This is a genomic window from Catenuloplanes atrovinosus (assembly GCF_031458235.1).
GTDB lineage: Bacteria > Actinomycetota > Actinomycetes > Mycobacteriales > Micromonosporaceae > Catenuloplanes > Catenuloplanes atrovinosus.
This window is the reverse complement of sequence record NZ_JAVDYB010000001.1, coordinates 8,759,881-8,781,846: the sequence shown is the minus strand read 5'-3', so window position 1 is coordinate 8,781,846 and position 21,966 is coordinate 8,759,881. Positions and strand designations below refer to the sequence as shown.

22 protein-coding genes and 2 pseudogenes are annotated in these 21,966 nt (G+C 71.1%); 7 read left to right on the top strand and 17 right to left on the bottom strand.

Annotation, left to right across the window (positions count from 1 at the left end; genetic code table 11):
• Positions 1-40: 40 nt before the first annotated feature.
• Both J2S41_RS39300 and J2S41_RS39295 read left to right on the top strand, forming a co-directional pair.
• Positions 41-891 (top strand): annotated as a pseudogene (locus tag J2S41_RS39300) (ABC transporter ATP-binding protein).
• Positions 888-1,673 carry an ABC transporter permease gene (locus J2S41_RS39295; RefSeq protein WP_310376035.1) on the top strand — a complete coding sequence of 262 codons (786 nt, stop codon included), beginning with the start codon at positions 888-890 and terminating at the stop codon, positions 1,671-1,673. The pseudogene J2S41_RS39300 and the gene J2S41_RS39295 overlap by 4 nt, the downstream one beginning before the upstream one ends.
• Positions 1,674-2,091: 418 nt before the next feature.
• Here J2S41_RS39295 and J2S41_RS39290 read toward each other — a convergent pair whose 3' ends face one another.
• A complete protein-coding gene (locus J2S41_RS39290) occupies positions 2,092-2,517 on the bottom strand; it encodes a DinB family protein (RefSeq protein WP_310376033.1) in 426 nt (141 codons plus the stop codon).
• 221 nt (positions 2,518-2,738) lie between these two features.
• Positions 2,739-3,353: a class I SAM-dependent methyltransferase gene (locus J2S41_RS39285; protein ID WP_310376031.1), complete on the bottom strand. Its 615-nt coding sequence runs from the start codon at positions 3,351-3,353 to the stop codon at positions 2,739-2,741.
• A gap of 66 nt (positions 3,354-3,419) precedes the next feature.
• On the opposite strand from J2S41_RS39285, the gene J2S41_RS39280 reads away from it, so the two are divergent.
• Positions 3,420-3,992, top strand: a complete 573-nt coding sequence (locus J2S41_RS39280) for a helix-turn-helix domain-containing protein (RefSeq protein WP_310376029.1) — start codon at positions 3,420-3,422, stop codon at positions 3,990-3,992.
• A gap of 76 nt (positions 3,993-4,068) precedes the next feature.
• Here J2S41_RS39280 and J2S41_RS39275 read toward each other — a convergent pair whose 3' ends face one another.
• Complete coding sequence (locus tag J2S41_RS39275) at positions 4,069-4,920, bottom strand: 3-hydroxyacyl-CoA dehydrogenase family protein (protein WP_310376027.1); 852 nt, start codon at positions 4,918-4,920, stop codon at positions 4,069-4,071.
• Positions 4,921-5,017: 97 nt separating this feature from the next.
• Between J2S41_RS39275 and J2S41_RS39270 the strand changes: the two genes are divergently transcribed.
• Positions 5,018-5,374 (top strand): hypothetical protein, encoded by a 357-nt coding sequence (locus tag J2S41_RS39270; protein ID WP_310376024.1) that lies wholly within the window; start codon positions 5,018-5,020, stop codon positions 5,372-5,374.
• A gap of 18 nt (positions 5,375-5,392) precedes the next feature.
• Here the strand turns inward: J2S41_RS39270 and murA are convergent, their stop codons facing one another.
• Entirely contained in the window at positions 5,393-6,709 is a 1,317-nt protein-coding gene (murA, locus tag J2S41_RS39265; RefSeq protein WP_310376023.1) for a UDP-N-acetylglucosamine 1-carboxyvinyltransferase, read from the bottom strand.
• 15 nt (positions 6,710-6,724) lie between these two features.
• Between murA and J2S41_RS39260 the strand changes: the two genes are divergently transcribed.
• The gene (locus J2S41_RS39260; RefSeq protein WP_310376021.1) at positions 6,725-7,309 is read left to right on the top strand and encodes a cob(I)yrinic acid a,c-diamide adenosyltransferase; all 585 of its coding nucleotides are present in this window, start codon (positions 6,725-6,727) and stop codon (positions 7,307-7,309) included.
• A 104-nt stretch (positions 7,310-7,413) separates the two neighbouring features.
• Here J2S41_RS39260 and J2S41_RS39255 read toward each other — a convergent pair whose 3' ends face one another.
• From J2S41_RS39255 to J2S41_RS39200, 12 genes are all read right to left on the bottom strand, one after another.
• Positions 7,414-7,866 carry a DUF2550 domain-containing protein gene (locus J2S41_RS39255; protein ID WP_310376019.1) on the bottom strand — a complete coding sequence of 151 codons (453 nt, stop codon included), beginning with the start codon at positions 7,864-7,866 and terminating at the stop codon, positions 7,414-7,416.
• A 13-nt stretch (positions 7,867-7,879) separates the two neighbouring features.
• The gene (locus J2S41_RS39250) at positions 7,880-8,170 is read right to left on the bottom strand and encodes a F0F1 ATP synthase subunit epsilon (RefSeq protein WP_310376017.1); all 291 of its coding nucleotides are present in this window, start codon (positions 8,168-8,170) and stop codon (positions 7,880-7,882) included.
• A gap of 146 nt (positions 8,171-8,316) precedes the next feature.
• Positions 8,317-9,459 carry an LCP family protein gene (locus J2S41_RS39245; RefSeq protein WP_310376015.1) on the bottom strand — a complete coding sequence of 381 codons (1,143 nt, stop codon included), beginning with the start codon at positions 9,457-9,459 and terminating at the stop codon, positions 8,317-8,319.
• A 97-nt stretch (positions 9,460-9,556) separates the two neighbouring features.
• Entirely contained in the window at positions 9,557-10,987 is a 1,431-nt protein-coding gene (gene atpD, locus J2S41_RS39240; protein WP_310376014.1) for a F0F1 ATP synthase subunit beta, read from the bottom strand.
• Positions 10,987-11,916 carry a F0F1 ATP synthase subunit gamma gene (locus J2S41_RS39235; RefSeq protein ID WP_310376012.1) on the bottom strand — a complete coding sequence of 310 codons (930 nt, stop codon included), beginning with the start codon at positions 11,914-11,916 and terminating at the stop codon, positions 10,987-10,989. The genes atpD and J2S41_RS39235 overlap by 1 nt, the downstream gene beginning before the upstream one ends.
• A gap of 2 nt (positions 11,917-11,918) precedes the next feature.
• The gene (gene atpA / locus J2S41_RS39230; protein WP_310376010.1) at positions 11,919-13,562 is read right to left on the bottom strand and encodes a F0F1 ATP synthase subunit alpha; all 1,644 of its coding nucleotides are present in this window, start codon (positions 13,560-13,562) and stop codon (positions 11,919-11,921) included.
• An 86-nt stretch (positions 13,563-13,648) separates the two neighbouring features.
• Positions 13,649-14,470 (bottom strand): F0F1 ATP synthase subunit delta, encoded by an 822-nt coding sequence (locus tag J2S41_RS39225; RefSeq protein WP_310376870.1) that lies wholly within the window; start codon positions 14,468-14,470, stop codon positions 13,649-13,651.
• Positions 14,467-15,018 carry a F0F1 ATP synthase subunit B gene (locus J2S41_RS39220; protein ID WP_310376009.1) on the bottom strand — a complete coding sequence of 184 codons (552 nt, stop codon included), beginning with the start codon at positions 15,016-15,018 and terminating at the stop codon, positions 14,467-14,469. The genes J2S41_RS39225 and J2S41_RS39220 overlap by 4 nt, the downstream gene beginning before the upstream one ends.
• 80 nt (positions 15,019-15,098) lie before the next feature.
• Positions 15,099-15,338: an ATP synthase F0 subunit C gene (gene atpE / locus J2S41_RS39215; protein WP_306834708.1), complete on the bottom strand. Its 240-nt coding sequence runs from the start codon at positions 15,336-15,338 to the stop codon at positions 15,099-15,101.
• A gap of 91 nt (positions 15,339-15,429) precedes the next feature.
• Positions 15,430-16,233 carry a F0F1 ATP synthase subunit A gene (atpB, locus tag J2S41_RS39210; protein ID WP_310376008.1) on the bottom strand — a complete coding sequence of 268 codons (804 nt, stop codon included), beginning with the start codon at positions 16,231-16,233 and terminating at the stop codon, positions 15,430-15,432.
• Positions 16,234-16,258: 25 nt separating this feature from the next.
• On the bottom strand, positions 16,259-16,477 hold the full coding sequence (locus J2S41_RS39205; RefSeq protein ID WP_310376005.1) for an AtpZ/AtpI family protein: 219 nt from the start codon (positions 16,475-16,477) through the stop codon (positions 16,259-16,261).
• A gap of 166 nt (positions 16,478-16,643) precedes the next feature.
• Positions 16,644-17,030: a Cg1360 family ATP-synthase-associated protein gene (locus J2S41_RS39200; protein ID WP_310376004.1), complete on the bottom strand. Its 387-nt coding sequence runs from the start codon at positions 17,028-17,030 to the stop codon at positions 16,644-16,646.
• A 380-nt stretch (positions 17,031-17,410) separates the two neighbouring features.
• Between J2S41_RS39200 and J2S41_RS39195 the strand changes: the two genes are divergently transcribed.
• Complete coding sequence (locus tag J2S41_RS39195; protein WP_310376003.1) at positions 17,411-18,526, top strand: TerC/Alx family metal homeostasis membrane protein; 1,116 nt, start codon at positions 17,411-17,413, stop codon at positions 18,524-18,526.
• On the opposite strand, the pseudogene glyA reads toward J2S41_RS39195, so the two are convergent.
• Positions 18,461-19,669 (bottom strand): annotated as a pseudogene (gene glyA, locus J2S41_RS39190) (serine hydroxymethyltransferase); the annotation flags it as partial. The gene J2S41_RS39195 and the pseudogene glyA overlap by 66 nt on opposite strands.
• 214 nt (positions 19,670-19,883) lie before the next feature.
• Between glyA and J2S41_RS39185 the strand changes: the two are divergent.
• Complete coding sequence (locus tag J2S41_RS39185; RefSeq protein WP_310376002.1) at positions 19,884-21,386, top strand: SDR family oxidoreductase; 1,503 nt, start codon at positions 19,884-19,886, stop codon at positions 21,384-21,386.
• The last annotated feature ends 580 nt before the right edge of the window (positions 21,387-21,966 follow it).

Sequence of the window (21,966 nt, the reverse complement as noted above, 5' to 3'; positions counted from 1 at the left end):
CGATGCGCCCGCCGCGGCGGACCGGCGCATAGTGGACCGCATGAACGCGATCTCCGTCCGCGGGCTGCGCAAGTCCTACGGCGCGAACACCGCCGTGGCCGGTCTCGACCTGGAGGTCCACGCCGGCGAGATCTTCGCGCTGCTCGGGCCGAACGGCGCCGGCAAGACCACCACGGTGGAGATCCTGGAGGGCTTCCGCGGGCGGGACGCCGGCGAGGTCGAGGTGCTCGGCGAGGACCCGGCCGCCCCCGGCGCGGCCTGGCGCGGGCGGGTCGGCATCGTGCTGCAGGGCACCGGCGAGTTCGACAACTTGACGGTACGCGAGCTGGTGCACCACTTCGCCGGCTTCTACCCGGCCCCGGACGACCCGGACGCGGTGATCGCGCGCGTCGGCCTGACCGAGAAGGCGCGCGCCCGTACGCACGCGCTCTCCGGCGGCCAGAAGCGGCGGCTGGACGTGGCGCTCGGCATCGTCGGCCGCCCCGAGCTGCTGTTCCTGGACGAGCCCACCACCGGATTCGACCCGGAGGCCCGGCGCGAGTTCTGGGAGCTCATCCGCGACCTGAACGCGGGCGGCACCACGATCCTGCTCACCACGCACTACCTCGACGAGGCCGAGGCGCTGGCCGCGCGCGGGTCGGCGTGCTCGCCGGCGGCCGGCTGGTCGAGGTGTCCACCCCGTCCGAGCTGGGCGGACGGCAGCACGCGCTGCCCACGGTCACCTGGCGGGACGCGGACGGCCGGCCGCGCCGGGAGGAGACCGCCACGCCGACCGCGCTGGTCACCCGGCTCGCGGCCGAGTTCGGCGGCGAGGTGCCCGGGCTCGCCATCAACCGCCCGACGCTGGAGGACATCTACCTCCGCATGATTTCGAACGAGGCCGGTCAGTGAAGCTCGCACTCCGTCAGGGCCGCCTGGAGACCCTGCAGTTCCTCCGCAGCCGCGAGTCCGTGGTGTTCACCATCGGCTTCCCGGTCATCATGCTGGCCATCTTCGCCGCGATCTTCGGCGGCACCGAGATCGACGGCGGCGTCACGCTCACCCAGTACTTCGTGACCGGCATGATCGCCACCGGCCTGATGACGGTCAGCTTCCAGAACCTGGGCATCTGGATTCCGATCGAGCGCGACCGCGGCGTCCTCAAGCGCTACCGCGGCACGCCGATGCCGGCGTGGGTCTACTTCGCCGGCAAGGTCCTGATGATCCTCGTCATCGGGTTCGGTACGACCGCCGTGCTGCTCCTCATCTCCGTCCCCTTCTTCGGCCTGCACCTGCCCTCCACCCCGGGCCGCTGGCTGGCGTTCGCCTGGGTGTCGCTGCTCGGCATCACCGCCTGCACGCTGCTCGGCATCGCCATCTCCGCACTGGCCCGCACGTCCCGCAGCGGCTCCGCCGTGGTCACCCCGATCGCGCTGATTCTGCAGTTCACCTCCGGCGTCTTCCTGGTCTTCACCTCGCTGCCGTCCTGGATGCAGTCCATCGCCGCCGTCTTCCCCCTGAAGTGGATGTGCCAGGGCCTCCGCTACGCCTTCCTCCCCGACTCCTTCGCCACCCAGGAACCCGCCGGCACCTGGGAACTCGACCGCGTCGCCCTGGTCCTCGCCGCCTGGTGCATCGCCGGCCTCATCCTCTGCCTCACCACCTTCCGCTGGACCACCCCCCGCGAACGCTGAGCCCATCCTCCCGGCGCCGCGGCCCCTCCAGACCCGCTTCCGGCCCAGCCACCGCGCGAATCACACCGCCACGCAATCCAACCCACCGCAGTCCCAACCACCACGCGGCCCAACCACCGCCACCCCAACCGCGCGGCCCAACCACCGCGGTCCCCACCACCACGCGGCCCAACCACCGCGGTCCCAACCACCACGCGGCCCAACTACCGCGCGGCCCAACTACCGCGTGACCCCGGCTCATCGCACGACTCCTTCGTCGGCACCGGGATCGAGCAGAGCCGGCTGATTCCCGGGGCAGGGGCTGCGCGCGCTCCGCGCCCGAAATCGCGGGCGCCAGTTGATCGTCCACCTGGCTTTGTGAGGCTCAGGCACGTCATGCGCGCCGGACAACGTGCCCGAGCCTCACCGAGTGAGGCGATCACCGCCCGACCGAGCCGTCGATCCGTTCGCGGATGATGTCGGCGTGGCCGGCGTGCCGGGCGGTCTCCTCGATCATGTGCGTCAGTACCCATCGCCGCGTCGGTGGCAGGCCGCGGCCCGGCGGTCGCGGCGCCGGAGCCGCCAGGTCCGTCCACCCGTCGATGACCTCGTTCGCCTCCGCGATCGCGCGCCGGTAGTCGGCGATCAGCCCGTCGACGGTCTCGGTCCGGGTGGGTCGCAGGGTCCGGCGCAGGTTCGGGATCGGCTCGCCGAGGAAGTAGAAGCGCTCCACCGCCGTCAGGTGCTTGATCAGCCCGAGCAGGTTGGTCCCGGAGGCCACGCCCGGTGCGCGCACCTCCGGCTCCGGCACGTCCGCGACCTTCTCGATCACGGAGTTCCGCAGGTAGTCCAGGAACCCCAGCAACGTCCCCCTCTCCCCGGGATCGGTCCATGCGGGCCCGACATCCTTCGTCTTCGCCCTGCGCCTCGGCCTGCCGCCCGGCGCCTCACCGGCGGCGGCCGCGTCACCCGCCCCGGCCGAAGCGGCTGCCGCACCGGCCGGACGCCCATCCACAGCGGTCGCCGTCGGCGATGTCGTCGCCCCGCGGCCCACGGCCGCCAGCCCCCCGGAGGAACGGCCCGCGCTCATCCCGCGCTCCGCTGGATCACCAGTACGTTGTCCGTGACGGTCGCCGTCTGGCCGTTCGGGCCGACGGCCCGGCGTCGCGGCATGTCCGCGCGCACCACCCGCCACCCCTCCGGGTCCAGTCCGATTCCCGCCGCGATCTCCTCCGGCGTCGGGAACACCGCGTCCGGGTCCTGGTTCCACGACCACGGCATCGTCGAGCCGTGGTCCACGACCAGCAGCAGCCCTCCGGGCCGCAACGCCGATGCCGCGGTGCGCAGCACCGCCGCCCGGTCCAGCGTGAACGGTGTGTGGAGGTACTGCGCCGAGACGAGGTCGAACGTGCCGCCGGGGAACGAGACCGCCAGGTCGTGCTGTTCCGCGACCACCCGGTCCGCGAGCCCGGCCTCGGCCGCGTGGATCAGCAGCCGGTCGATCGCGGTGTGCGCGATGTCGACCGCGGTGACCCGCCAGCCGCGCCGGGCGAGCCAGATGGTGTCGCCGCCCGTTCCGCAGCCGAGATCGAGCGCGGTGCCGGCCGGCAGCGGCGCGGCGATCTCGGCGAGCAGCGGGTTGACCCGCCCGCCGGCGCGCCGGCCACGGTAGTGCTTCTCCCAGAATGCCGTCATGACCATGCGACCAGGATCGCCGGCACGGCGCCGGGCTTGCAAAGAAAATTGCGAATCCGCATGATGACGGTCATGAGCAGCAGTGAAGAGGTACTCGCCGCGGTCGGGCCGCGCCTGCGGACCCTGCGCCGGGCGCGCGGCATCACGCTGGACGCGCTGGCGGCCGAGACCGGGCTGACCGCCAGCACGCTCTCCCGGCTGGAGACCGGCCGGCTGCGGCCGACGCTGGAGCAGTTGCTGCCGCTGGCCCGGGCGCACGGCGTACCGCTGGATGATCTTGTGGCGGCGCCGCCCACCGGGGATCCGCGCATCCATCTGCGGCCGGTGCGCCGGTTCGGGCTGACCATCGTGCCGCTGACCCGGCGGCCCGGCGGCGTGCAGGCGTACAAGGTGATCTACCCGCCGGCCGGGCGCGAGGCGACCACCCAGCGGCAGACCCACGACGGGTACGAATGGTTCTACGTGCTCAACGGCAGCATCCGGTTCGTGCTGGGCGAGCGGGAGTTCGTGCTGGGCGCCGGCGAGGCCGCGGAGTTCGACACGCGCGTGCCGCACTGGATCGGCAGCGCCGGCGCCCAGCCCGCGGAGCTGCTCACGCTCTTCGGCCCGCAGGGCGAGCGCGCCCACCTGGAGCCGCATCAGTGAGCCGTTGTCAACGTGGCGCACCCGGGCCGTCGAGCGTCGCCACGCCGCGCGACCCCGCGGGCAGGTTGAAGATTGCTCAGTAGTCGTAGAACCCCTTCCCGGACTTCCGGCCCAGCTCGCCCGCGGTGACCATGCGCTGCATCAGTTCCGGCGGGAAGAACTTCGGGTCGCCCGAGTCGGTGTGGATGTTGCGGGCGGCGTGCAGCAGCACGTCGATGCCGGTGAGGTCCGCGGTGGCCAGCGGGCCCATCGCGTGCCCGAAGCCGAGCCGGCACGCCGTGTCCAGGTCCTCCGCGCTGACCACGCCGGACTCGACCAGCCCGACGGCCTCGACGACCAGCGCGGTGATCAGCCGGGTGGTGACGAACCCGGCGATGTCGCGCTCCACCACGATGCACGTCTTGCCGATCTCCTCGGCGAACGCGCGCGCCGTGGCCAGCGTCTCGTCCGAGGTGCGGTGGCCGCGGACCAGCTCGCACAGCGGCATCATCGGCACCGGCGAGAAGAAGTGGGTGCCGACCACCGAGCCCGGGCGGCCGGTCACGGCCGCGATCTGCGTGATCGGGATGGCGCTGGTGTTCGTGGCCAGCACCGCCGAGGGCTTGCAGACCTCATCGAGGGTACGGAAGACGTCCTGCTTGACATCCAGCCGCTCGAACACGGCCTCCACCACGATGTCCGCGTCCGCCACCGCCTCGGGCAGGTCCGTGGTGGTGGTGATCCGGGACAGCGCCCGCTCCGCGTCGGCCGCGGTGATCCGCTCCTTGGCGACGAACCGGTCCAGCGAGCCCCGGACGGCGGCGAGCCCGCGCTCCACGGCCGGCGCGTCCAAGTCACGCAGTGTGACGTGCCAGCCGGCCCGCGCCGCCTCCTGGGCGATGCCCGATCCCATCAGTCCGGCCCCCACGACCGCGAGTCGTCCCGTCACGACACCCTCCCTTGAACGATCACTAAGGAGACCTTACGTGAGAGGGACTTTGGAAAAGCCCGCGTGGCCGCGGGATCTTCCGGGGCAAGATGGGCGCATGCCCGATAGCACCGGCTGGTACCTGGCCGGGCCCCTCATCGCGCTCGCGCTCTGCGCCCTGCTCGCCGGCGTGCTGCGCTGGGCCCTGCGCCGGGACACCGACGCCCGCGGCGAGACGATGCTGCACGCGCTGGACCGCGAGCTGAACGAGGGCCTGGGCATGCTCGGCGAGCAGGACTTCGGGCTGCTCACGCCGGCCGTGACCGCGGACGACGAGGGTACGGCCGCGGACTTCCGGCGGCTGCTGCACGGCGCCGGCATCCGGGCCACGGTGGCGGCCGCGCACGACGGCCGCCGGCTCATTCTGGTCTTCCCGGAGGAACTGTCCCGGGCGCGCCGCCTGATCAACCAGTGACGCCCGGGATCGACGGCATCAGCCGATGACGTCCGGCGGTGCCGCGGAACGGTGCACCTCCACGCCGAGCGCGCGCAGGTCCGCCACGAAGTTCGGATAGCCCCGGTCGATGTGGTGCACGTGGCCGACCTCGGTCACGCCCTCGGCGCACAGGCCCGCGATCACCAGCCCGGCCCCGGCCCGGATGTCGGTGGCGCGCACCGGCGCGCCGGAGAGCCGCTCCCGGCCGCGTACCACCGCGTGGTGGCCGTCGGTCTTGATCTCCGCGCCGAGCCGGGCCATCTCGTTCACGAACATGAACCGGCCGTCGAAGATGTTCTCCGTGACCAGTGACGCGCCCTCGCTGACCGCGGCCAGGCCGATCGCCATCGGCAGCAGGTCGGTGGCGAACCCCGGGTACGGCAGCGTGACGACGTCCACCGAGCGGGGGCGCTCGTCCATGCGTACCCGGAAATGGTCCTGGCTCGTCGTCACCTCGCAGCCGGCGGTCCGCAGCTTGTCCAGCGCGATCTCGAGGTACGCCGGGTCGATGCCGGTCACGGTCACGTCCCCGCGCGTCATCGCGGCGCCGTAGGCCCAGGTCCCGGCGACGATCCGGTCGCCGATCGTGGCGTGCACCACCGGCCGCAGCTCGGCGACGCCCTCGATCCGCAGCGTGGACGTGCCGGCGCCCTCGATCCGCGCACCCATCGCGGTCAGCATCGCGCAGATGTCCACGATCTCCGGCTCGCGCGCCGCGTTGTCGATCTCGGTGACGCCCTTGGCCAGCACCGCGGCCATCAGCAGGTTCTCCGTGGCGCCGACGCTGGGGAAGTCGAGCCATATGGTGGCGCCGCGCAGGCCGCCGGCCGCGGACGCGATCACGAAGCCGTGCTCGCCGGTGATGTCCGCACCCATCCGGGCCAGGCCGGCCACGTGCATGTCCAGGCCGCGGGAGCCGATCGCGTCGCCGCCCGGGTGGGCCACCCGCACGTAGCCGCAGCGGGCCAGCAGCGGGCCGAGCACCGCGATGGACGCCCGCAGGCGGCGGACCAGGTCGTAGTCGGCCTCGGTGCCGAGCGTCTCCGGCACGTCGATGACCACCTCGCGCACCGGCGACGGCGTACCGTCCGGGCCGGGCTCGTCGACGAAGTCCACGGTGCAGCCGAGCCGGTCGAGCACCTGCGCCATGATCGCGATGTCGGTGATCCGCGGCACGTTGGTGATCACGGTCCGGCCCGGGGCCAGCAGCGCCGCGGCCATCAGCTTGAGCGCGGAGTTCTTCGCGCCGGCCACCCGTACCTCGCCCGCGAGCCGGGCACCGCCGTTCACCGAGATCTGATCCACGGACACCATCGTAGGCTGGGCGGCATGGCCGTTCACCTCACACGCATCTACACCCGGACCGGCGACGCGGGCAGCACCCGGCTGCTCGACAACGAGCTGGTCCCGAAGACCTCGCCGCGGATCGCCGCCTACGCGGACGTGGACGAGACGAACGCGGCGATCGGCGTGGCGGTCGCCATGGGCGAGCTGCCGGCGGAGATCCGCGCGGTGCTCGCCGAGATCCAGAACGACCTGTTCGACGTGGGCGCGGACCTGGCCAACCCGCTCTCCGAGACCGCGCCGGAACACCCTCCACTGCGGATCACCGAGGAGTACGTGACGCGCCTGGAGCGCTGGTGCGACGAGTTCAACGCGCACCGGGAGCCGCTGAGCTCGTTCGTGCTGCCCGGCGGCACGCCCGGCGCCGCGCTGCTGCACGTGGCGCGCACCACCGCGCGCCGCGCCGAGCGGCGGGCCTGGGCGCTGATCGAGGCCGACGGCGAGCGCACCGGCCCGCTGCCCGCGAAGTATCTCAACCGGCTGTCGGACCTGCTGTTCATCCTGTCCCGGGCCGCGAACCCGGACGGTGACGTGCTCTGGCGGCCGGGCGGGTCACATCGCAGGTCGTGAGTCGGCGCAGGGCCGGAGCGGGGCGCGGGCGCCCTCATGCCGGTGTTGTACGGGGGCGTTCGCGGCGTGCGGCCAGGCAGCGCCTGGGCCCCGCCGCGGGCCGGTCACCGCGTCGACTCACGGCCTAAGCGGGTGGAGACCTCGCCGGGCGGCGCGGACTCCAGCCAGGACAGGAAGCCGGTGACCGTGGTGGCCGCCATGGCGATCTCCACGGTCTCCCGGCCGGGCCAGGAGCAGCGCAGGATCACCCAGTCCTCGGGCAGCGAGTAGGCCTCCTGCCCGGCCGGCGAACGGCGGGACACGATCACCAGGCCGGTACGCGTGAGCGTGCGCTTCGGCCGCAGCGCGAAGCTGAAGATCCGGTACCACCGCAGGTCGTCGCCGACGAACCGGCCGAGCCCGTTGGACCAGCCGCGCTCGGGCACCGCGCTGGAGGTGCGCACGCTCAGCCGGATCGTGCCGCCGGCCCGGACGAACAGGGCACGGCGGAGCACCAGCACGCCGAACGCGAGCAGCAGGGCGAGGACGCCGATCCCGATCCACTCCACGATCAGCATCGGCGCCGTCCGGTCAGTGAGCCGCGGAGGCGGGAGCCGTGGCCGCGGAGGCCTCCTCGGCCAGGACCGTGACGCCGGCCCCGGTGACCGAGAGGAATCCGCCGGTCACGTCCCAGCTGAGCTGCTCGCCACCGGCGAGCTTCACCCGCACCTGGGACGGCTCCTTCAGCTGGCCGAGCAGCGGGGCGTGACCGGGCAGGACCCCGAGCTCGCCCTCGGTGGTGCGGGCGACGACCATTTCGGCCTCACCGACCCACACCTTCTGCTCGACGGCAACGACCTCGACATGCAGCTGCTTAGCCACGCCAGACTCCTCGTCAACCGGCCGACCGGTGGTTTCAGGTCTCACCCAGGATGCGACTGACCCAGGGGACGGACCGCCGGGGATTGCCCGAGTCTAGTCGGGAGCCCGGCAACGGCCCAAGCCGGGTGGCACTCGTTACACGCTGTTCACGAGGCCAGGTCCGGGTGTTCGACCAGGAACTCCGCCACGCGGTCGGCCGCGACCGCGGCGAAGAAGTCGTCCGCGACCGGCAGCAGGTGCTCGCCGCGGTACCCGGCGCCGCGCCCGACCGCCGCGCCGGGCAGTTGCACCATGGTGAGGTCGTCCGGCCGGAGGTGGCGCAGCGTCAGCGCGTAGTCCAGCAGGTCGTGACCGCGCCCGCTGAAGGTCAGCGACTCCCCCGCCGCGCGCAGCACCCGGTCCAGCCGCAGCGGGTCGGTGAGCAGCCCGGAGTCGGTCGCCTGGGTGAGCACCGCCTTGAGGAACTGCTTCTGGTGCCGCTGCCGCGCGTAGTCGCCCTCGGACAGGCTCTTGCGCTGCCGGACGAAGTCCAGCGCCTCCCAGCCGCTCATGTGCTGCCGCCCGACCTCGTAGGTCTTCTGCGGGCCGTACCCGGGGCGCAGCGTGCCGTTCGGCGCGTGGTGGATGGAGAGCGTGCGCTCGTCCACGTACATGTCGACGCCGCCGAGCGCGTCCACCACCGCCTCGAAGCCGCTGAAGTCGATGATCGCACCGGCCTCGAAGCGCGGGATGCCGGTCCGCGCGATCACGGTACGGGCCAGCAGCTGGAAGCCTTGCGCGGTGTCCAGCCCGCCGGTCTCACGGACCCGGCTGCCGTACGCCATCGCGCCGTTGATCTTGCCGGTGCCGCCGCCGTAGCCGGCCTTGGCGAACGCCGGGATCTCCACGATCAGGTCACGCGGCAGCGAGAAGAGGTACGCGTGCTCGTGCGCCGCGTCCACGTGCAGCACCATGATCGCGTCGGCCAGCGGCGGCCGGGGTGCCTCGTTCGGTCTCGGGTCGATGCCGACCAGCAGCAGGTCGAGCGGGCCGTTCAGGTCCACGTCGCCGCCCAGGTCGCCGGAGAGCGTGCGGGTCTCGCCGTACTGCGGCCGCGGCGTGGCGACGGCCAGCGGCGCGAAGTCGTCGGAGTCGCCGAACAGGTCGGCGGTCACCACCCGGCCGGAGTAGCGCTCCTCCAGCACGCTGACGCCGATCACCACCAGGCCGCTGATCACCAGCAGGACCACGCCGAGGAAGACGCAGAACCGTACCCATCTCGGCTGCGGCGGGGCTCCGGCTGCTGTCATTACCGAAGGTTACCCATAAATTACGAAAAGTAGTCACATGACCGCACAAAAGAGGGCCCCGCCGCACGGCGGGGCCCTCCCTCGACGAGACGAGGTGCTACTTCATCAGCTCGTGCGCGTTGCGCTCCAGGTCCTCGAGGCCGCCGCACATGAAGAACGCCTGCTCGGGGAAGTGGTCGTACTCGCCCTCGGAGATCTTCTTGAACGACTCGATGGTCTCCTTCAGCGGGACCGTCGAACCCGGGACGCCGGTGAACTGCTCGGCGGCGTAGGTGTTCTGCGAGAGGAAGCGCTCGATCCGGCGGGCGCGGCCCACCGTGACCTTGTCCTCCTCGGACAGCTCGTCCATGCCGAGGATGGCGATGATGTCCTGCAGGTCCTTGTACTTCTGCAGGATTCGCTGCACCTCACGGGCGACCGAGTAGTGCTCCTGGCCGACGAACTCCGGCGCGAGCAGCCGCGAGCTGGAGGCCAGCGGGTCCACGGCCGGGTAGATGCCCTTGTCCGAGATCGACCGCTCGAGGTTGGTCGTCGCGTCCAGGTGGGCGAACGTGGTGGCCGGCGCCGGGTCGGTGTAGTCGTCCGCGGGCACGTAGATCGCCTGGAGCGAGGTGATGGCCTTGCCCCGGACGGAGGTGATGCGCTCCTGCAGCAGACCCATCTCGTCCGCCAGGTTGGGCTGGTAACCCACGGCGGACGGCATGCGGCCGAGCAGCGTGGACACCTCGGAACCCGCCTGGGTGAACCGGAAGATGTTGTCGATGAAGAGCAGCACCTCCTGGTTCTGGACGTCCCGGAAGTACTCCGCCATGGTCAGCGCCGCGAGGGCGACCCGCAGACGCGTTCCCGGCGGCTCGTCCATCTGGCCGAAGACCAGCGCGGTCTTGTCGAGCACGCCGCCCTCGTCCATCTCCAGGATGAGGTCGTTGCCCTCACGGGTCCGCTCGCCGACGCCGGCGAAGACGGACGTACCGCCGAAGTTCCGGGCGACACGGATGATCATCTCCTGGATGAGCACCGTCTTGCCCACGCCCGCGCCGCCGAAGAGGCCGATCTTGCCACCACGCACGTACGGGGTGAGCAGGTCCAGCACCTTGATGCCGGTCTCCAGCATCTCGGTCTTCGGCTCGAGGTCGGCGAACGCCGGGGCGGCCCGGTGGATCGGCCAGCGCTCGGTGATCTCCAGCTTCGACTCGTCGGCGTTGAGGAACTCGCCGAGCGCGTTGAAGACGTGGCCACGGGTCACGTCACCGACCGGCACGGACAGCGGCGAACCGGTGTCGCGCACCTCGGCGCCGCGGACCAGGCCGTCGGTCGGCTGCATCGAGATGGCCCGGACGATGTTGTTGCCCAGGTGCTGGGCGACCTCGAGCGTCAGGGTCTTGGTGCCCTCGGAGAGGGTCACGTCGACGTGCAGCGCCTGGTAGATGTCGGGCATCGCGTCACGCGGGAACTCGGCGTCGACGACCGGGCCGATGACCCGGACGACGCGACCCACGGCGGTCTGCGGCTCAACTACAGCAGTCATCACTCATCACTTCCCGCCGCCGCCAGCGCGTTGGCGCCGCCGACGATCTCACTGATCTCCTGGGTGATCGCGGCCTGCCGCGCGGAGTTCATCTCGCGCGTGTAGGTCTTGAGCAGCTCGTCCGCGTTGTCCGAGGCGCTCTTCATCGCCCGCCGGCGGGCGGCCCACTCGCTCGCGGCCGAGTCCAGCAACGCCGCGTAGATCCGCGTGTTGATGTACTTCGGCAGCAGCGCGGCGAGCATCTCCTCCGGCTCCGGCTCGAACTCGTACGACGGGCGCGGCCCACCCTCGCGCCGCTTCTCCTCGACCTGCATCGGCGCGAGGAAGCGCGAGTGCGCGGTCTGGGTCATCAGCGACTTGAACTGGGTGCTGACGATGTGCACCTCGTCGACGCCGCGGATGCCGTCCGGGCCGTAGGTGGCCTCGGTGTCGTCCGCGCCGGCCTCGAACGCCGCCAGCAGGCTCTCGCCGATCTTGCGAGCGTCCGCGAACGTGGGCTCGCCGGAGAAGCCGGTCCAGCTCGCCTCGACCGGGCGGTTCCGGAACGTGTAGTACGAGAGGGCCTTGCGGCCGACCACGTACAGCGCCACGTCCTTGTTGTCCGCCCGGAGCCGAGAGATCAGGCCCTCGGCGGTCCGGATCGCGTTGGCGTTGTAGGCGCCGGCCAGGCCCCGGTCACTGGTGATGAGCAGCACGCCGGCCCGCAGCACCCGGGGACGGGGCTGCAGCAGCGGGTGGTCGACGCTGGCGTTCGAGGCGAGCTCGGTGAGCACGCCGGTGATCGCCTCCGCGTACGGCTTGGCCGCCGCCTGCCGCTCCTGCGCCTTGGCGATCTTGCTGGTGGCGACCAGCTCCTGCGCCTTGGCGATCTTCTTGGTCGACCGGACCGAGCGAACCTTACGGCGCAGCGCCTGTACCTGACCGGCCATGACTAGCTCTCGTCCGAGTCGACGTGCCGGGTGACCGTCTCGCGGGAGACGTGCTCGTCGCCGAGCGCCTCGGCCGGAGCCTCGTTCACCCGGTTCGCGGTGGCGCCGCTCTGGAAGAGCTGCTTGAACTCGGCCACGCCGGACTTCAGCTGCTCGATCGCCTCGTCCGACAGTTTGTTCGTCGACGCGATGCCGGTGACCGTGTCCGCCCGGTGCTGGCGCAGCCACTGCAGCAGCTCACGCTCGAACCGGCCGATGTCCGAGACCGGGACGTCGTCCAGCTCGCCGGTGGTGCCGGCCCAGATGGAGATCGTCTCCTCCTCGACCGGGTACGGCGAGTACTGCGGCTGCTTGAGCAGCTCGACCAGGCGGGCGCCACGCTCGAGCTGAGCGCGGGAGGCCTTGTCCAGGTCGGAGGCGAAGGCGGAGAACGCCTCCAGCTCGCGGTACTGCGCCAGGTCGAGACGCAGCCGGCCGGCCACGCCCTTGAGGCCCTTGACCTGCGCCGCGCCGCCGACCCGGGACACCGAGGTGCCCACGTTGATGGCCGGGCGGACACCGGAGTTGAACAGGTCGGCCTCGAGGAAGATCTGGCCGTCGGTGATCGAGATGACGTTGGTCGGGATGTACGCCGAGATGTCCGACGCCTTGGTCTCGATGATCGGCAGGCCGGTCATCGAGCCGCCACCCAGCTCGTCGGAGAGCTTCGCGCAGCGCTCCAGCAGGCGGGAGTGCAGGTAGAAGACGTCACCCGGGTACGCCTCGCGGCCCGGCGGGCGGCGCAGCAGCAGCGAGATGGCGCGGTACGCCTCCGCCTGCTTGCTCAGGTCGTCGAAGACGATCAGAACGTGCTTGCCGTTGTACATCCAGTGCTGGCCGATCGAGGAACCGGCGTACGGCGCGATGTACTTGAAGCCGGCCGGCGCGTCCGCGGGAGCGGCGACGATGGTGGTGTACTCCATCGCCCCCTTCTCCTCCAGGATGCCCTTGACCGTGGCGATCGTGGTGGCCTTCTGGCCGACCGCGACGTAGATGCAGCGGACCTGCTTCTTCGGGTCGCCGGAGAGCCAGTTGTCCCGCTGGTTCAGGATCGCGTCCAGCGCGACCGTGGTCTTGCCGGTCTTGCGGTCGCCGATGATCAGCTGCCGCTGGCCCCGGCCGATCGCGGTCATCGCGTCGATCGCCTTGATGCCGGTCTGCAGCGGCTCCTTGACGGGCTGGCGCGACATCACGTTCGGCGCCTGGAGCTCCAGCTCGCGGAAGCCCTCCGCCTCGATGTCGCCCTTGTCGTCGATCGGCTCGCCGAGCGCGTTGACGACGCGGCCCAGGAACGCGTCACCGACCGGCACGGAGAGGACGCGGCCGGTGCGCTTGACCGGCTGACCCTCCTCGATGCCGGTGAAGCCGCCCAGGACGACGACACCGATCTCGCGGGCCTCCAGGTTCAGGGAGACACCCAGGGTGCCGTCCTCGAACTCCAGGAGCTCGTTGGCCATGGTCGAGGGCAGGCCCTCGACGTGTGCGATTCCGTCGCCCGCATCGCTGACGATGCCGACCTCCTCGCGGGAGACCTCGGGCGTGTAGGACGAAACATAGCGCTCGAGCGCACCCCGGATCTCATCCGAGGAGATGGTCAGCTCGGCCATCCTCAGCCTTCTCTACTGTCGTCTCGGTGCCGTTCCCCCGCCGGCGCGCGTGCGCGCTCAGGTGGGAGGGCTCCGAGGGAACGGACCTACTTGGCGAATGCCTTGCGGGCTTCGGTGAGCCGCCGCAGAATCGTGCCGTCGTACAGGTCGGAACCGACCCTGACACTGATGCCGCCGATGATCGCCGGGTCGACCGTGACCTTGAGGGACACATCCCGACCGTACAGCTCGGACAACTTGGCGGCCAACGCCGCCTCGTCGGCCTCGGCGAGCGGGCGCGCGACGGTCACGTACGCGAGATCGCGGTCCTGCCGGTCCGCGGCCAACTCGATCAGGCGGTCCAGCGACGCCGCGAACCCGCGCCCACCGAACCCGGACAGCGCCACCTCGACGAGGCGGACCGTCACCGGCTTCGCCTTGCCGGCCAGCAGCTCCCGGACCAGCTCCGTCCGGCGCGCGGCCGGGACGGAGGTGTCGCCGAGCGCGCCGCCGAGCGCCTGGTCGCCGGCCACGACCTTGCCGAACCGGAACAGCTCGTCCTCCACCTCGGTCAGCTCGCCGGCCGCGGACGCGCTGCTCAGCAGCGCGTTCACCCCGGTCTGCTCGACCGCGGTGAGGAACTCGCTCGGCGAGTGCCAGCGCGCGCCGACCAGCGCGGTCACCACGCGCAGCGTCGACGCGGCCACCTTGCCGGTCAGCAGCGCGCCGGCCAGCTCCGTGCGCTGCTCGACCGTGGTGGACGAGTCGGACAGCGCGCGCCGCAGCCGCGGCTCACCGGAGAGCAGCCGCGCGACCGCGAGCAGTTCGTCGCCGAGCGCGGCGACGTCCGCCGCGGACGCCGTGGAGGCGTACGCGGTGAGCTCGTCCGTCGCCGCGGCATAGGACTCGCGGTTGCCGATCGACATCAGCGCCGACCCCCCGACGCGGCGGGCGCGTCGATCTCGGCCATGAACCGCTCCACGGTGCCCCGGCTGCGCGCCTCGTCGGCGAGCGACTCGCCCACGATGCGGCCGGCCAGGTCCACGGCGAGCGTGCCGATCTCGGAGCGCAGCTCGCGGACGAGCTGCTCGCGCTGCGTGCGCAGGTTCTCCTGCCCGGCGGCGATGATGCGGTCGGACTCCTCACGGGCCTTGGCCAGGACGTCCTGACGGATCGCCTCGGCGTCGGCACGCGCCTCGTCCCTTATCCGGGCGGCCTCGGTCCGGGCCTCGGCGAGCTGCGCCCGGTACTGCTCGAGCAGCTCGTTCGCCTCGGCCTGCGCGGTCTCCGCCTTGGCGATGCCGCCCTCGATGGCCTCGACCCGGGCCTTGAACGTCTCCTCCATGCGCGGGAAGACGAACTTGGCCAGGACGAACAGGATGACAGCGAACGCGACGAGACCGACGATGATTTCGGAGACCGGCGGCAGCAGAATATTGCCGCCGCCGTGCTCCTCAGCAGCGATTACAGCCTTCATAACACTCCCATCTGGCCGGTGATTCGTCGTTCCCGCCGATCACCGAGTCGGCTCCGCGCGGGAGCCGTCGACGTGGTCGCTCAGCCCTGCTGTGCGAACGCGAGAACCAGGCCGAGCAGCGCGAGCGCCTCGACCACGGCGAAGCCCATGAACATGTAGACGCGGGTCAGGCCGGCGGTCTCGGGCTGACGCGCGGTCGCCTGGATGTAGGCGGCGAAGACCAGGCCCACGCCGATACCCGGGCCGAGGGCGGCGATGCCGTAGCCCACGACGTTGATGTTGCCGGAGATCTCGGCCAGGTAGGTGACGGTGTCGGTCATGCTGGTGAATCCTCCTGAGTTGCCGCGTACGAATGACGCGGACGATTAAGGCGAATACTACTTTTTGCGAAGCGTTGCTTGAGCGACCGCGTCAGTGCGCCGGGTCGACCGAACTCTGCAGGTACGTGGCGGTCAGCAGCGTGAAGACGTACGCCTGGAGAGCCAGGATGAACAGCTCGAAGAGCGTCATCACGATCGCCATTCCCCAGCTGAGGAGCGCGACCGGCTTCAGGAACACCGCTTCCGCGTTCATCAGGGCGACACCGCCGAGCGTGAACACCAGCAGAATCATGTGGCCGGCGAACATGTTGGCGAAAAGTCGAATCGCGAGCGTGGCCGGGCGGAGCAGCACCACCTGGAACAGCTCGATCGGCACCAGGATCGGCTGCACCCAGAGCGGAGCGCCGGACACCCAGATGCTGTTCTTGATGTAGTGACCGAGGCCCTGCGCCTGAATGCCGACGGCAATGTAGATGACGTAGGTGAAGCCCGCGAGCACGATCGGGAACGCGATGTGCGAGTTCGGTGAAATCTGGGCGAACGGAACGATGCCCCAGAGATTGTTCAGAAGAATGAAGACGAACAACGTCGTCAGGTACGGCGCGAATCGCGCGCCGTGCTTGTTGCCGATGATGTCCTTGGCGATGCCGTCCCGGACGAAGCCGTAGATCGACTCCGCGATCCACTGGCCCCGCGTCGGCACGATCTTCGGGCTGCGGTAGGCCACCAGGAAGAACACGATGAGGATGGCGACGGAGAGCCACACCAGCAGCGTGATCTTGGTAGCCGCCTGCGCCCACATCGTGCCTTCGAGCCCCGGGACGAGAGTCTGGAAGTCGAAGCTCTCCACTCCGGGCGGAAACTCCGCGGCGAGAACGTGCGGGGACTTACTCAACGCATCCTCCGTCGGTCGGGGCCGTTCACGCGCCCAGCCTCTTCACGATCAGATAAACCCCTGCCACGGTGCCGCCGATCAGCCCGATCAGCAGCCCCACGTTCGGCAGGCCGAGCCACCGGTCCAGCAACCAGCCCGCGCCACCCCAGACGATCATGCCGCCCAACAGGTAACCGACTGCCGACCAACCGGCATCGGCCCCCGAGTTGGGCTCAGGAGCTTGGGGTGAAGGGTCATCGGCCATGACGCGGCGACGATATCAGCCGCTGGCAGGAGGCTAGGACTCACCCCCCACACAACACAGTTGTGCGGTCCTCTCGGGGGTCCGGCTCATCGTGTGACACCGTACTCCCCGTCGTCCGCCACCGGGAGAGGACTCGCTGATTTCCGACAACGGTCACCTGAAGGACCTAGTCGGACACCACCGGAGGAGGTACGACCGGAGCGCGCATCGAGGACCAGACCTGCGCCGATATCCAGATCACCAGGGCGCACACCATGCCGACCGCGGTCATCCGCACGCCGGCCCAGTCCCGGTCCACCACGACGAGCAGCACCGTGCCGAGCAGCGTGATCTTGAATATGTAGGTGGCCAGGCCGACGGTCAGCACCAGTTTCGGCATGACCGAGTCGGCCCACGCGACCGCCAGATTGGACAGGAGATAGCCGCCCGCCATCAGCGCGACGCCGAGCAGCGCACCGAGCAGGCCCGCACGGCCGTCGACCGCCAGGCCGGCCACGGCGAGCACCACGGTCAGCACCGCGGTGGCGGCCAGCGGCCACACGATGTGACCCAACCGAACGATCATCGTCTCCCCAGCCTCGGCAGCGACCTCAGCCGGCGAGAATACCGGCACCTAGCGGTGACGACGGCGGACGCCGTGCCCGGACGAGAGCGCGGCACAGCTTATGCCCATGCAGAGCAGCAGAAACACGGCCACCAGAACGTCGAGCAGCATCATTGCCACCTCCGATCGACCTCTCCACCGAGAGTAACCAATATCGCGCGATCTGGTTACCATTCAGGCCGGTCGAAACGGCTACCATCGACGCAGCGAGGGGAGTACCCCGAGAAGCGCACGCCGGTCAGTACGGATCCTCCGACAGGGTCCCCGGCGGGCCACCCACGTGCATCGGGTGGGGGAGACCTCGGACGGTGAACGTTCGAGGAGTTGCCGTGCACGCTCTCGACTCGATCGCGTCCCCCGGCCTCTGGGCCGCCACCATCATCGGACTGCTGGCCCTGCTCGCCGTGGACGTCTGGCTGACCCGCCGCCCGCACGAGGTGGCGATGGGCGAGGCGCTCCGCTGGACCGCGTTCTATCTCGCGCTGCCGTTCGTCTTCTTCGGCTTCCTCTGGTGGGTGTACGGCGGCACGCCCGCGATCGAGTTCCTGACCGGCTTCGTGGTGGAGAAGTCCCTGTCGGTCGACAACCTGTTCGTCTTCATGCTGCTGCTGGCCTCGTTCGCGGTGCCGCCCGCGCTCAGCCAGCGGGTGCTGCTCTACGGCATCGTCGGCGCGCTGCTGCTGCGCGCGGTCTTCATCGCGCTCGGCGCCGGCGCGCTGGCCACCGGCACGTGCGTCTTCCTGCTGTTCGGCGCGGTGCTGGTCTGGACCGCGGTCCGGGTGCTGCGCGAGGCCGGCCAGGGCCCGGAGGCGACGATCGACGTCGACGACATGCGCACGGTGCGGATGCTGCGCCGCTGGCTGCCGGTGACCAAGGACTACGACGGCTTCAAGCTGGTCACCCGGGTGGACGGGCGGCGCGCGCTGACCCCGGCCGCGCTGGTGGTGACCGCGATCTTCATGACCGACATCGTGTTCGCGGTCGACTCCGTGCCGGCCGTGTACGGCGTGACCGAGGACCCGTACCTGGTGCTCGCCACGAACGCGTTCGCGCTGCTCGGCCTGCGCGCGCTCTACTTCGTGCTGCACGACGCGCTGGGCCGGCTGCGGCACCTGAACTACGGGCTCGGCGTCATCCTCGCGTTCATCGGCGTGAAGCTGGTCCTGCACTGGGCGCACGGCAGCTGGTCCTGGGTGCCGGAGGTGCCGACCACGCTCTCGCTCGCCGTGATCGTGCTGGTGCTGGCCACGGTGACCGCGACCAGCCTGTGGACCAGCCGCCGGGTGGAGCGCCGATCAGACCGTGGCGGCCGGCCTGGCGTAAGCGGGGAACCGGCGGACCAGCGCGGTGACCTCGTCGGCCACCTCGTGCAGGGCGGCGAGCCCGGCCGCGGTGCCCGGGTCGGCGCGCACGGCGCGGGCGATCAGCGCCGCGACCTCCCGTGAGGTGCCCTCGTCCATCCCCTGCGTGGTGATGCAGGCGGTGCCGACCCGGATGCCGGACGCCACCGTGGGCTTCTGGTCGTCGTACGGGATCGCGTTCTTGTTGAGCGTGATCCGGGCCAGGTCGCAGCGCTCCTCCGCGTCCCGGCCGGTGACGCCGAGCGGGGAGAGGTCGGCGACCGCGAGGTGCGTGTCGGTGCCGCCGGTCACGCACCGCGCGCCCTCGGCGGCCAGGCCGGCGGCGAGCGCCCGCGCGTTGGCGACCACCCGCGCGGCGTACCCCTGGAATCCGGGTTGCTGGGCCTCGCGGAACGCGACGGCCTTGGCCGCGACCGCGTGCATGAGCGGGCCGCCCTGGGTGAACGGGAAGACCGCCTTGTCGATCCGGCTGGCCAGGCCGTCGCGGCAGAGGATCATGCCGCCGCGCGGGCCGCGCAGCACCTTGTGCGTGGTCGCGCAGACCACGTCCGCGTACGGCACCGGCGACGGCATCGCCTTCCCGGCGACCAGCCCGATGAAGTGCGCGGCGTCCACCATCAGATAGGCGCCGACCTCGTCCGCGATCTCGCGGAAGACCCGGAAGTCGATGCACCGGGGGTACGCCGTGGCGCCGCAAATGATCATCTGGGGCCGGTACGCGCGGGCCAGGTCGCGCACCTCGTCATAGTCGATCAGCTCGGTGTCGCGGCGCAGCCCGTACCCGATGGGATTGAACCACTTGCCGGAGAAGTTGACCTTGCTGCCGTGGGTCAGGTGGCCGCCGAGCGGCAGATCCATCGCCAGCACGGTGTCCCCCGGCTGCACCAGCGCCGCGTAGGCCGCCATGATCGCCGACGCGCCGGAGTGCGGCTGCACGTTCACGTGATCCGCGCCGAACAACGCCCGCGCCCGGTGCACCGCCAGCTCCTCGGCCCGGTCCGCCGGCCCGCACCCGCCGTAGTACCGGTGCCCCGGATAGCCCTCCGCGTACTTGTTGCTCAACGTCGACCCCATCGCGGCGAGCACCGCCGGCGAGGTCAAATTCTCGCTGGCTATCAACTGCAGCCCGTCCCGCAACCGGTGCAGGTCGGTGAGCAGCACCTCGGCGAGCTCGGGATCGGTCTCGTGCAGGGCATCGAAATCCGGGCCCCAAAACGTCTCGCTCATGCCCCGCTCCCCTGCAGGCTGCGGTATCCGTGCGGTCGGCGCTGAGCCGATGGTTCACTCGCAAGCTCGCTCATGCCCCGCTCCCCTGCAGGCTGCGGTATCCGTGCGGTCGGCGCTGAGCCGATGGTTCACTCGCAAGCTCGCTCACGGCACCAGGTCGGCCACCCGAGTCTATGGCTGTTTGGGGTCGGTTTTCGGGGCAATCATGGTCTCCATGCGAGAGAACGCGCTCTGCCTGGTCACCGGCGCCACCGGATACATCGGCGGGCGCCTGGCGCCGCGCCTGGTCCAGGCCGGATTCCGGGTGCGATGCCTCGCCCGCAACGCCGGCCGGCTGCGCGACGTGCCGTGGGCCGGCCAGGTGGAGATCGCCGAGGGCGACGTCAGCCGCCCGGACACGCTGACCGCCGCGCTGGACGGCGTCGACGTCGCCTACTACCTGATCCACTCGCTGGGCCGGCGCGGCTTCGAGGAGGCGGACCGGATCGGCGCCCGCAACTTCGCCGAGGCCGCCCGCCGGGCCGGCGTCACCCGGATCGTCTACCTCGGCGGCCCCGAGCCCGAAGGCCGCGAGCACTCCGCGCACCTGCGCTCCCGCGCCGAGGTCGGCCGGATCCTGCTGGACAGCGGCGTACCCACGGCCGTGCTCCGCGCCCCGGTGATCATCGGCTCCGGCTCCGCGTCGTTCGAGATGCTCCGCTACCTGACCGAGCGGCTGCCGGTCATGGTCACGCCGCGCTGGGTGAACAACCGGATCCAGCCCATCGCGGTACGGGACGTGCTGCGCCGCCTGATCGAGGCCGCGACCCTGCCGCTCGAGGTCAACCGCGGCTTCGACATCGCCGGACCGGACGTGCTCACCTACGCCGAGATGATGCAGCGGTACGCGGCCGTGGCCGGACTCCGCCGCCGCGTGCTCCTGCCGGTCCGCGCGCTCACCCCGTCACTCTCCTCGCACTGGGTCGGCCTGGTCACGCCGGTACCGAACGCGATCGCCCGCCCCCTGGTGGAGAGCCTCATCCACGAGGCCGTAGCGCACGAGAACGACATCGCCGCCTACACCGCCCCGTGGGAGCCGACCCCGTTCGACGAGGCGGTCCGGCTGGCGCTGCGCAAGCTCCGCGACGTACAGGTGGAGACCCGCTGGACGTCCGCCGCCGGCCGGGACGCCTCCGCCGAGCCGCTGCCCACCGACCCGGTCTGGTCCGGCGGCAGCGTCTACACGGACGTACGCTCCCAGCCCGTGAACGCCCCGTCCGACGCGCTCTGGCGCGTCATCGAGGGCATCGGCGGCGAACACGGCTGGTACTCGTTCCCCCTCGCCTGGTCCGCCCGCGGCTGGCTGGACACGCTCTCCGGCGGCGTCGGCCTCCGCCGCGGCCGCCGTGACCCGCACCGCCTCTACGTCGGCGAGGCCCTCGACTTCTGGCGCGTCGAGGAGATCGTCCCCGGCCGCATGCTCCGCCTCCGCGCCGAGATGCGCCTCCCCGGCCGCGCCTGGCTCGAGATGTACGCCGACCCCGCCCCCGACAGCACCGCCACCTACCGCCAGCGCGCCGTCTTCCTCCCCCACGGCCTGGCCGGCCACGCCTACTGGGCCGCCGTCTTCCCCTTCCACGCCATCATCTTCGGCGGCATGGCCCGCAACATCGCCCGCTCCGCCCTCCCCTCCCCCGGACCCGCTCCCGGCCCGGCCGGGAAAGCGCACAGCGCTTGAACCGATCCCGGCGCGGCCCGACCAACCATGCGGCGTCCGGGCCGATCCCGACACGGCGGCCCACAGCACGCGGCGTCGGACCCGTCCCGACACGGCGGGCCACAAAACACGCGGCGTCGGAGCCCATCCCGGCGTGGCCGGGCAAGCACGCGACGTCGGAGCCGATCTCGGCGTGGCCGGGCAAGCACGCGACGTCGGAGCCGATCCCGGCGTGGCCGGGCAAGCACGCGACGTCGGAGCCGATCCCGGCGTGGCCGGGCAAGCACGCGGCGTCGGAGCCGATCCCGGCGTGGCCGGGCAAGCACGCGGCGTCGGAGCTCATCCCGGCGTGGCCGGCTGCACCACGCGGGCGTCCGAACCGATTTCCGGCGTGGCCGAGGAGGCGCGCGGCGGTCGCCGGTTGAGTGGCGTGGTGCGCGTAACGTGCCGTCGCTGGAAACGTCGCTCGGGGCGGCGGCACGGCCGCCCTCATGCGGGTTGGCAACGGAGGCCAGCACACGAAGAACAGGCTTGCGGAAGGCCGGTTCCGCACTACGGCAGTCCGGGCGCTCAGCGCCCGAAATATCGCCATATCACCGAC

Excerpts from the sequence above, each read along its gene's own strand:
- J2S41_RS39280 (WP_310376029.1), top strand. The coding sequence starts at position 3,420 with ATGAGCAGCAGTGAAGAGGTACTCGCCGCGGTCGGGCCGCGCCTGCGG.
- J2S41_RS39270 (WP_310376024.1), top strand. The coding sequence starts at position 5,018 with ATGCCCGATAGCACCGGCTGGTACCTGGCCGGGCCCCTCATCGCGCTC.
- J2S41_RS39220 (WP_310376009.1), bottom strand. The coding sequence starts at position 15,018 with ATGAAGGCTGTAATCGCTGCTGAGGAGCACGGCGGCGGCAATATTCTG.
- J2S41_RS39185 (WP_310376002.1), top strand. The coding sequence starts at position 19,884 with ATGCGAGAGAACGCGCTCTGCCTGGTCACCGGCGCCACCGGATACATC.
- J2S41_RS39245 (WP_310376015.1), bottom strand. The coding sequence starts at position 9,459 with ATGACAGCAGCCGGAGCCCCGCCGCAGCCGAGATGGGTACGGTTCTGC.
- J2S41_RS39285 (WP_310376031.1), bottom strand. The coding sequence starts at position 3,353 with ATGGTCATGACGGCATTCTGGGAGAAGCACTACCGTGGCCGGCGCGCC.
- atpA (WP_310376010.1), bottom strand. The coding sequence starts at position 13,562 with ATGGCCGAGCTGACCATCTCCTCGGATGAGATCCGGGGTGCGCTCGAG.
- atpD (WP_310376014.1), bottom strand. The coding sequence starts at position 10,987 with ATGACTGCTGTAGTTGAGCCGCAGACCGCCGTGGGTCGCGTCGTCCGG.
- atpE (WP_306834708.1), bottom strand. The coding sequence starts at position 15,338 with ATGACCGACACCGTCACCTACCTGGCCGAGATCTCCGGCAACATCAAC.
- J2S41_RS39235 (WP_310376012.1), bottom strand. The coding sequence starts at position 11,916 with ATGGCCGGTCAGGTACAGGCGCTGCGCCGTAAGGTTCGCTCGGTCCGG.
- J2S41_RS39255 (WP_310376019.1), bottom strand. The coding sequence starts at position 7,866 with ATGCTGATCGTGGAGTGGATCGGGATCGGCGTCCTCGCCCTGCTGCTC.
- murA (WP_310376023.1), bottom strand. The coding sequence starts at position 6,709 with ATGGTGTCCGTGGATCAGATCTCGGTGAACGGCGGTGCCCGGCTCGCG.
- J2S41_RS39260 (WP_310376021.1), top strand. The coding sequence starts at position 6,725 with ATGGCCGTTCACCTCACACGCATCTACACCCGGACCGGCGACGCGGGC.
- J2S41_RS39205 (WP_310376005.1), bottom strand. The coding sequence starts at position 16,477 with ATGGCCGATGACCCTTCACCCCAAGCTCCTGAGCCCAACTCGGGGGCC.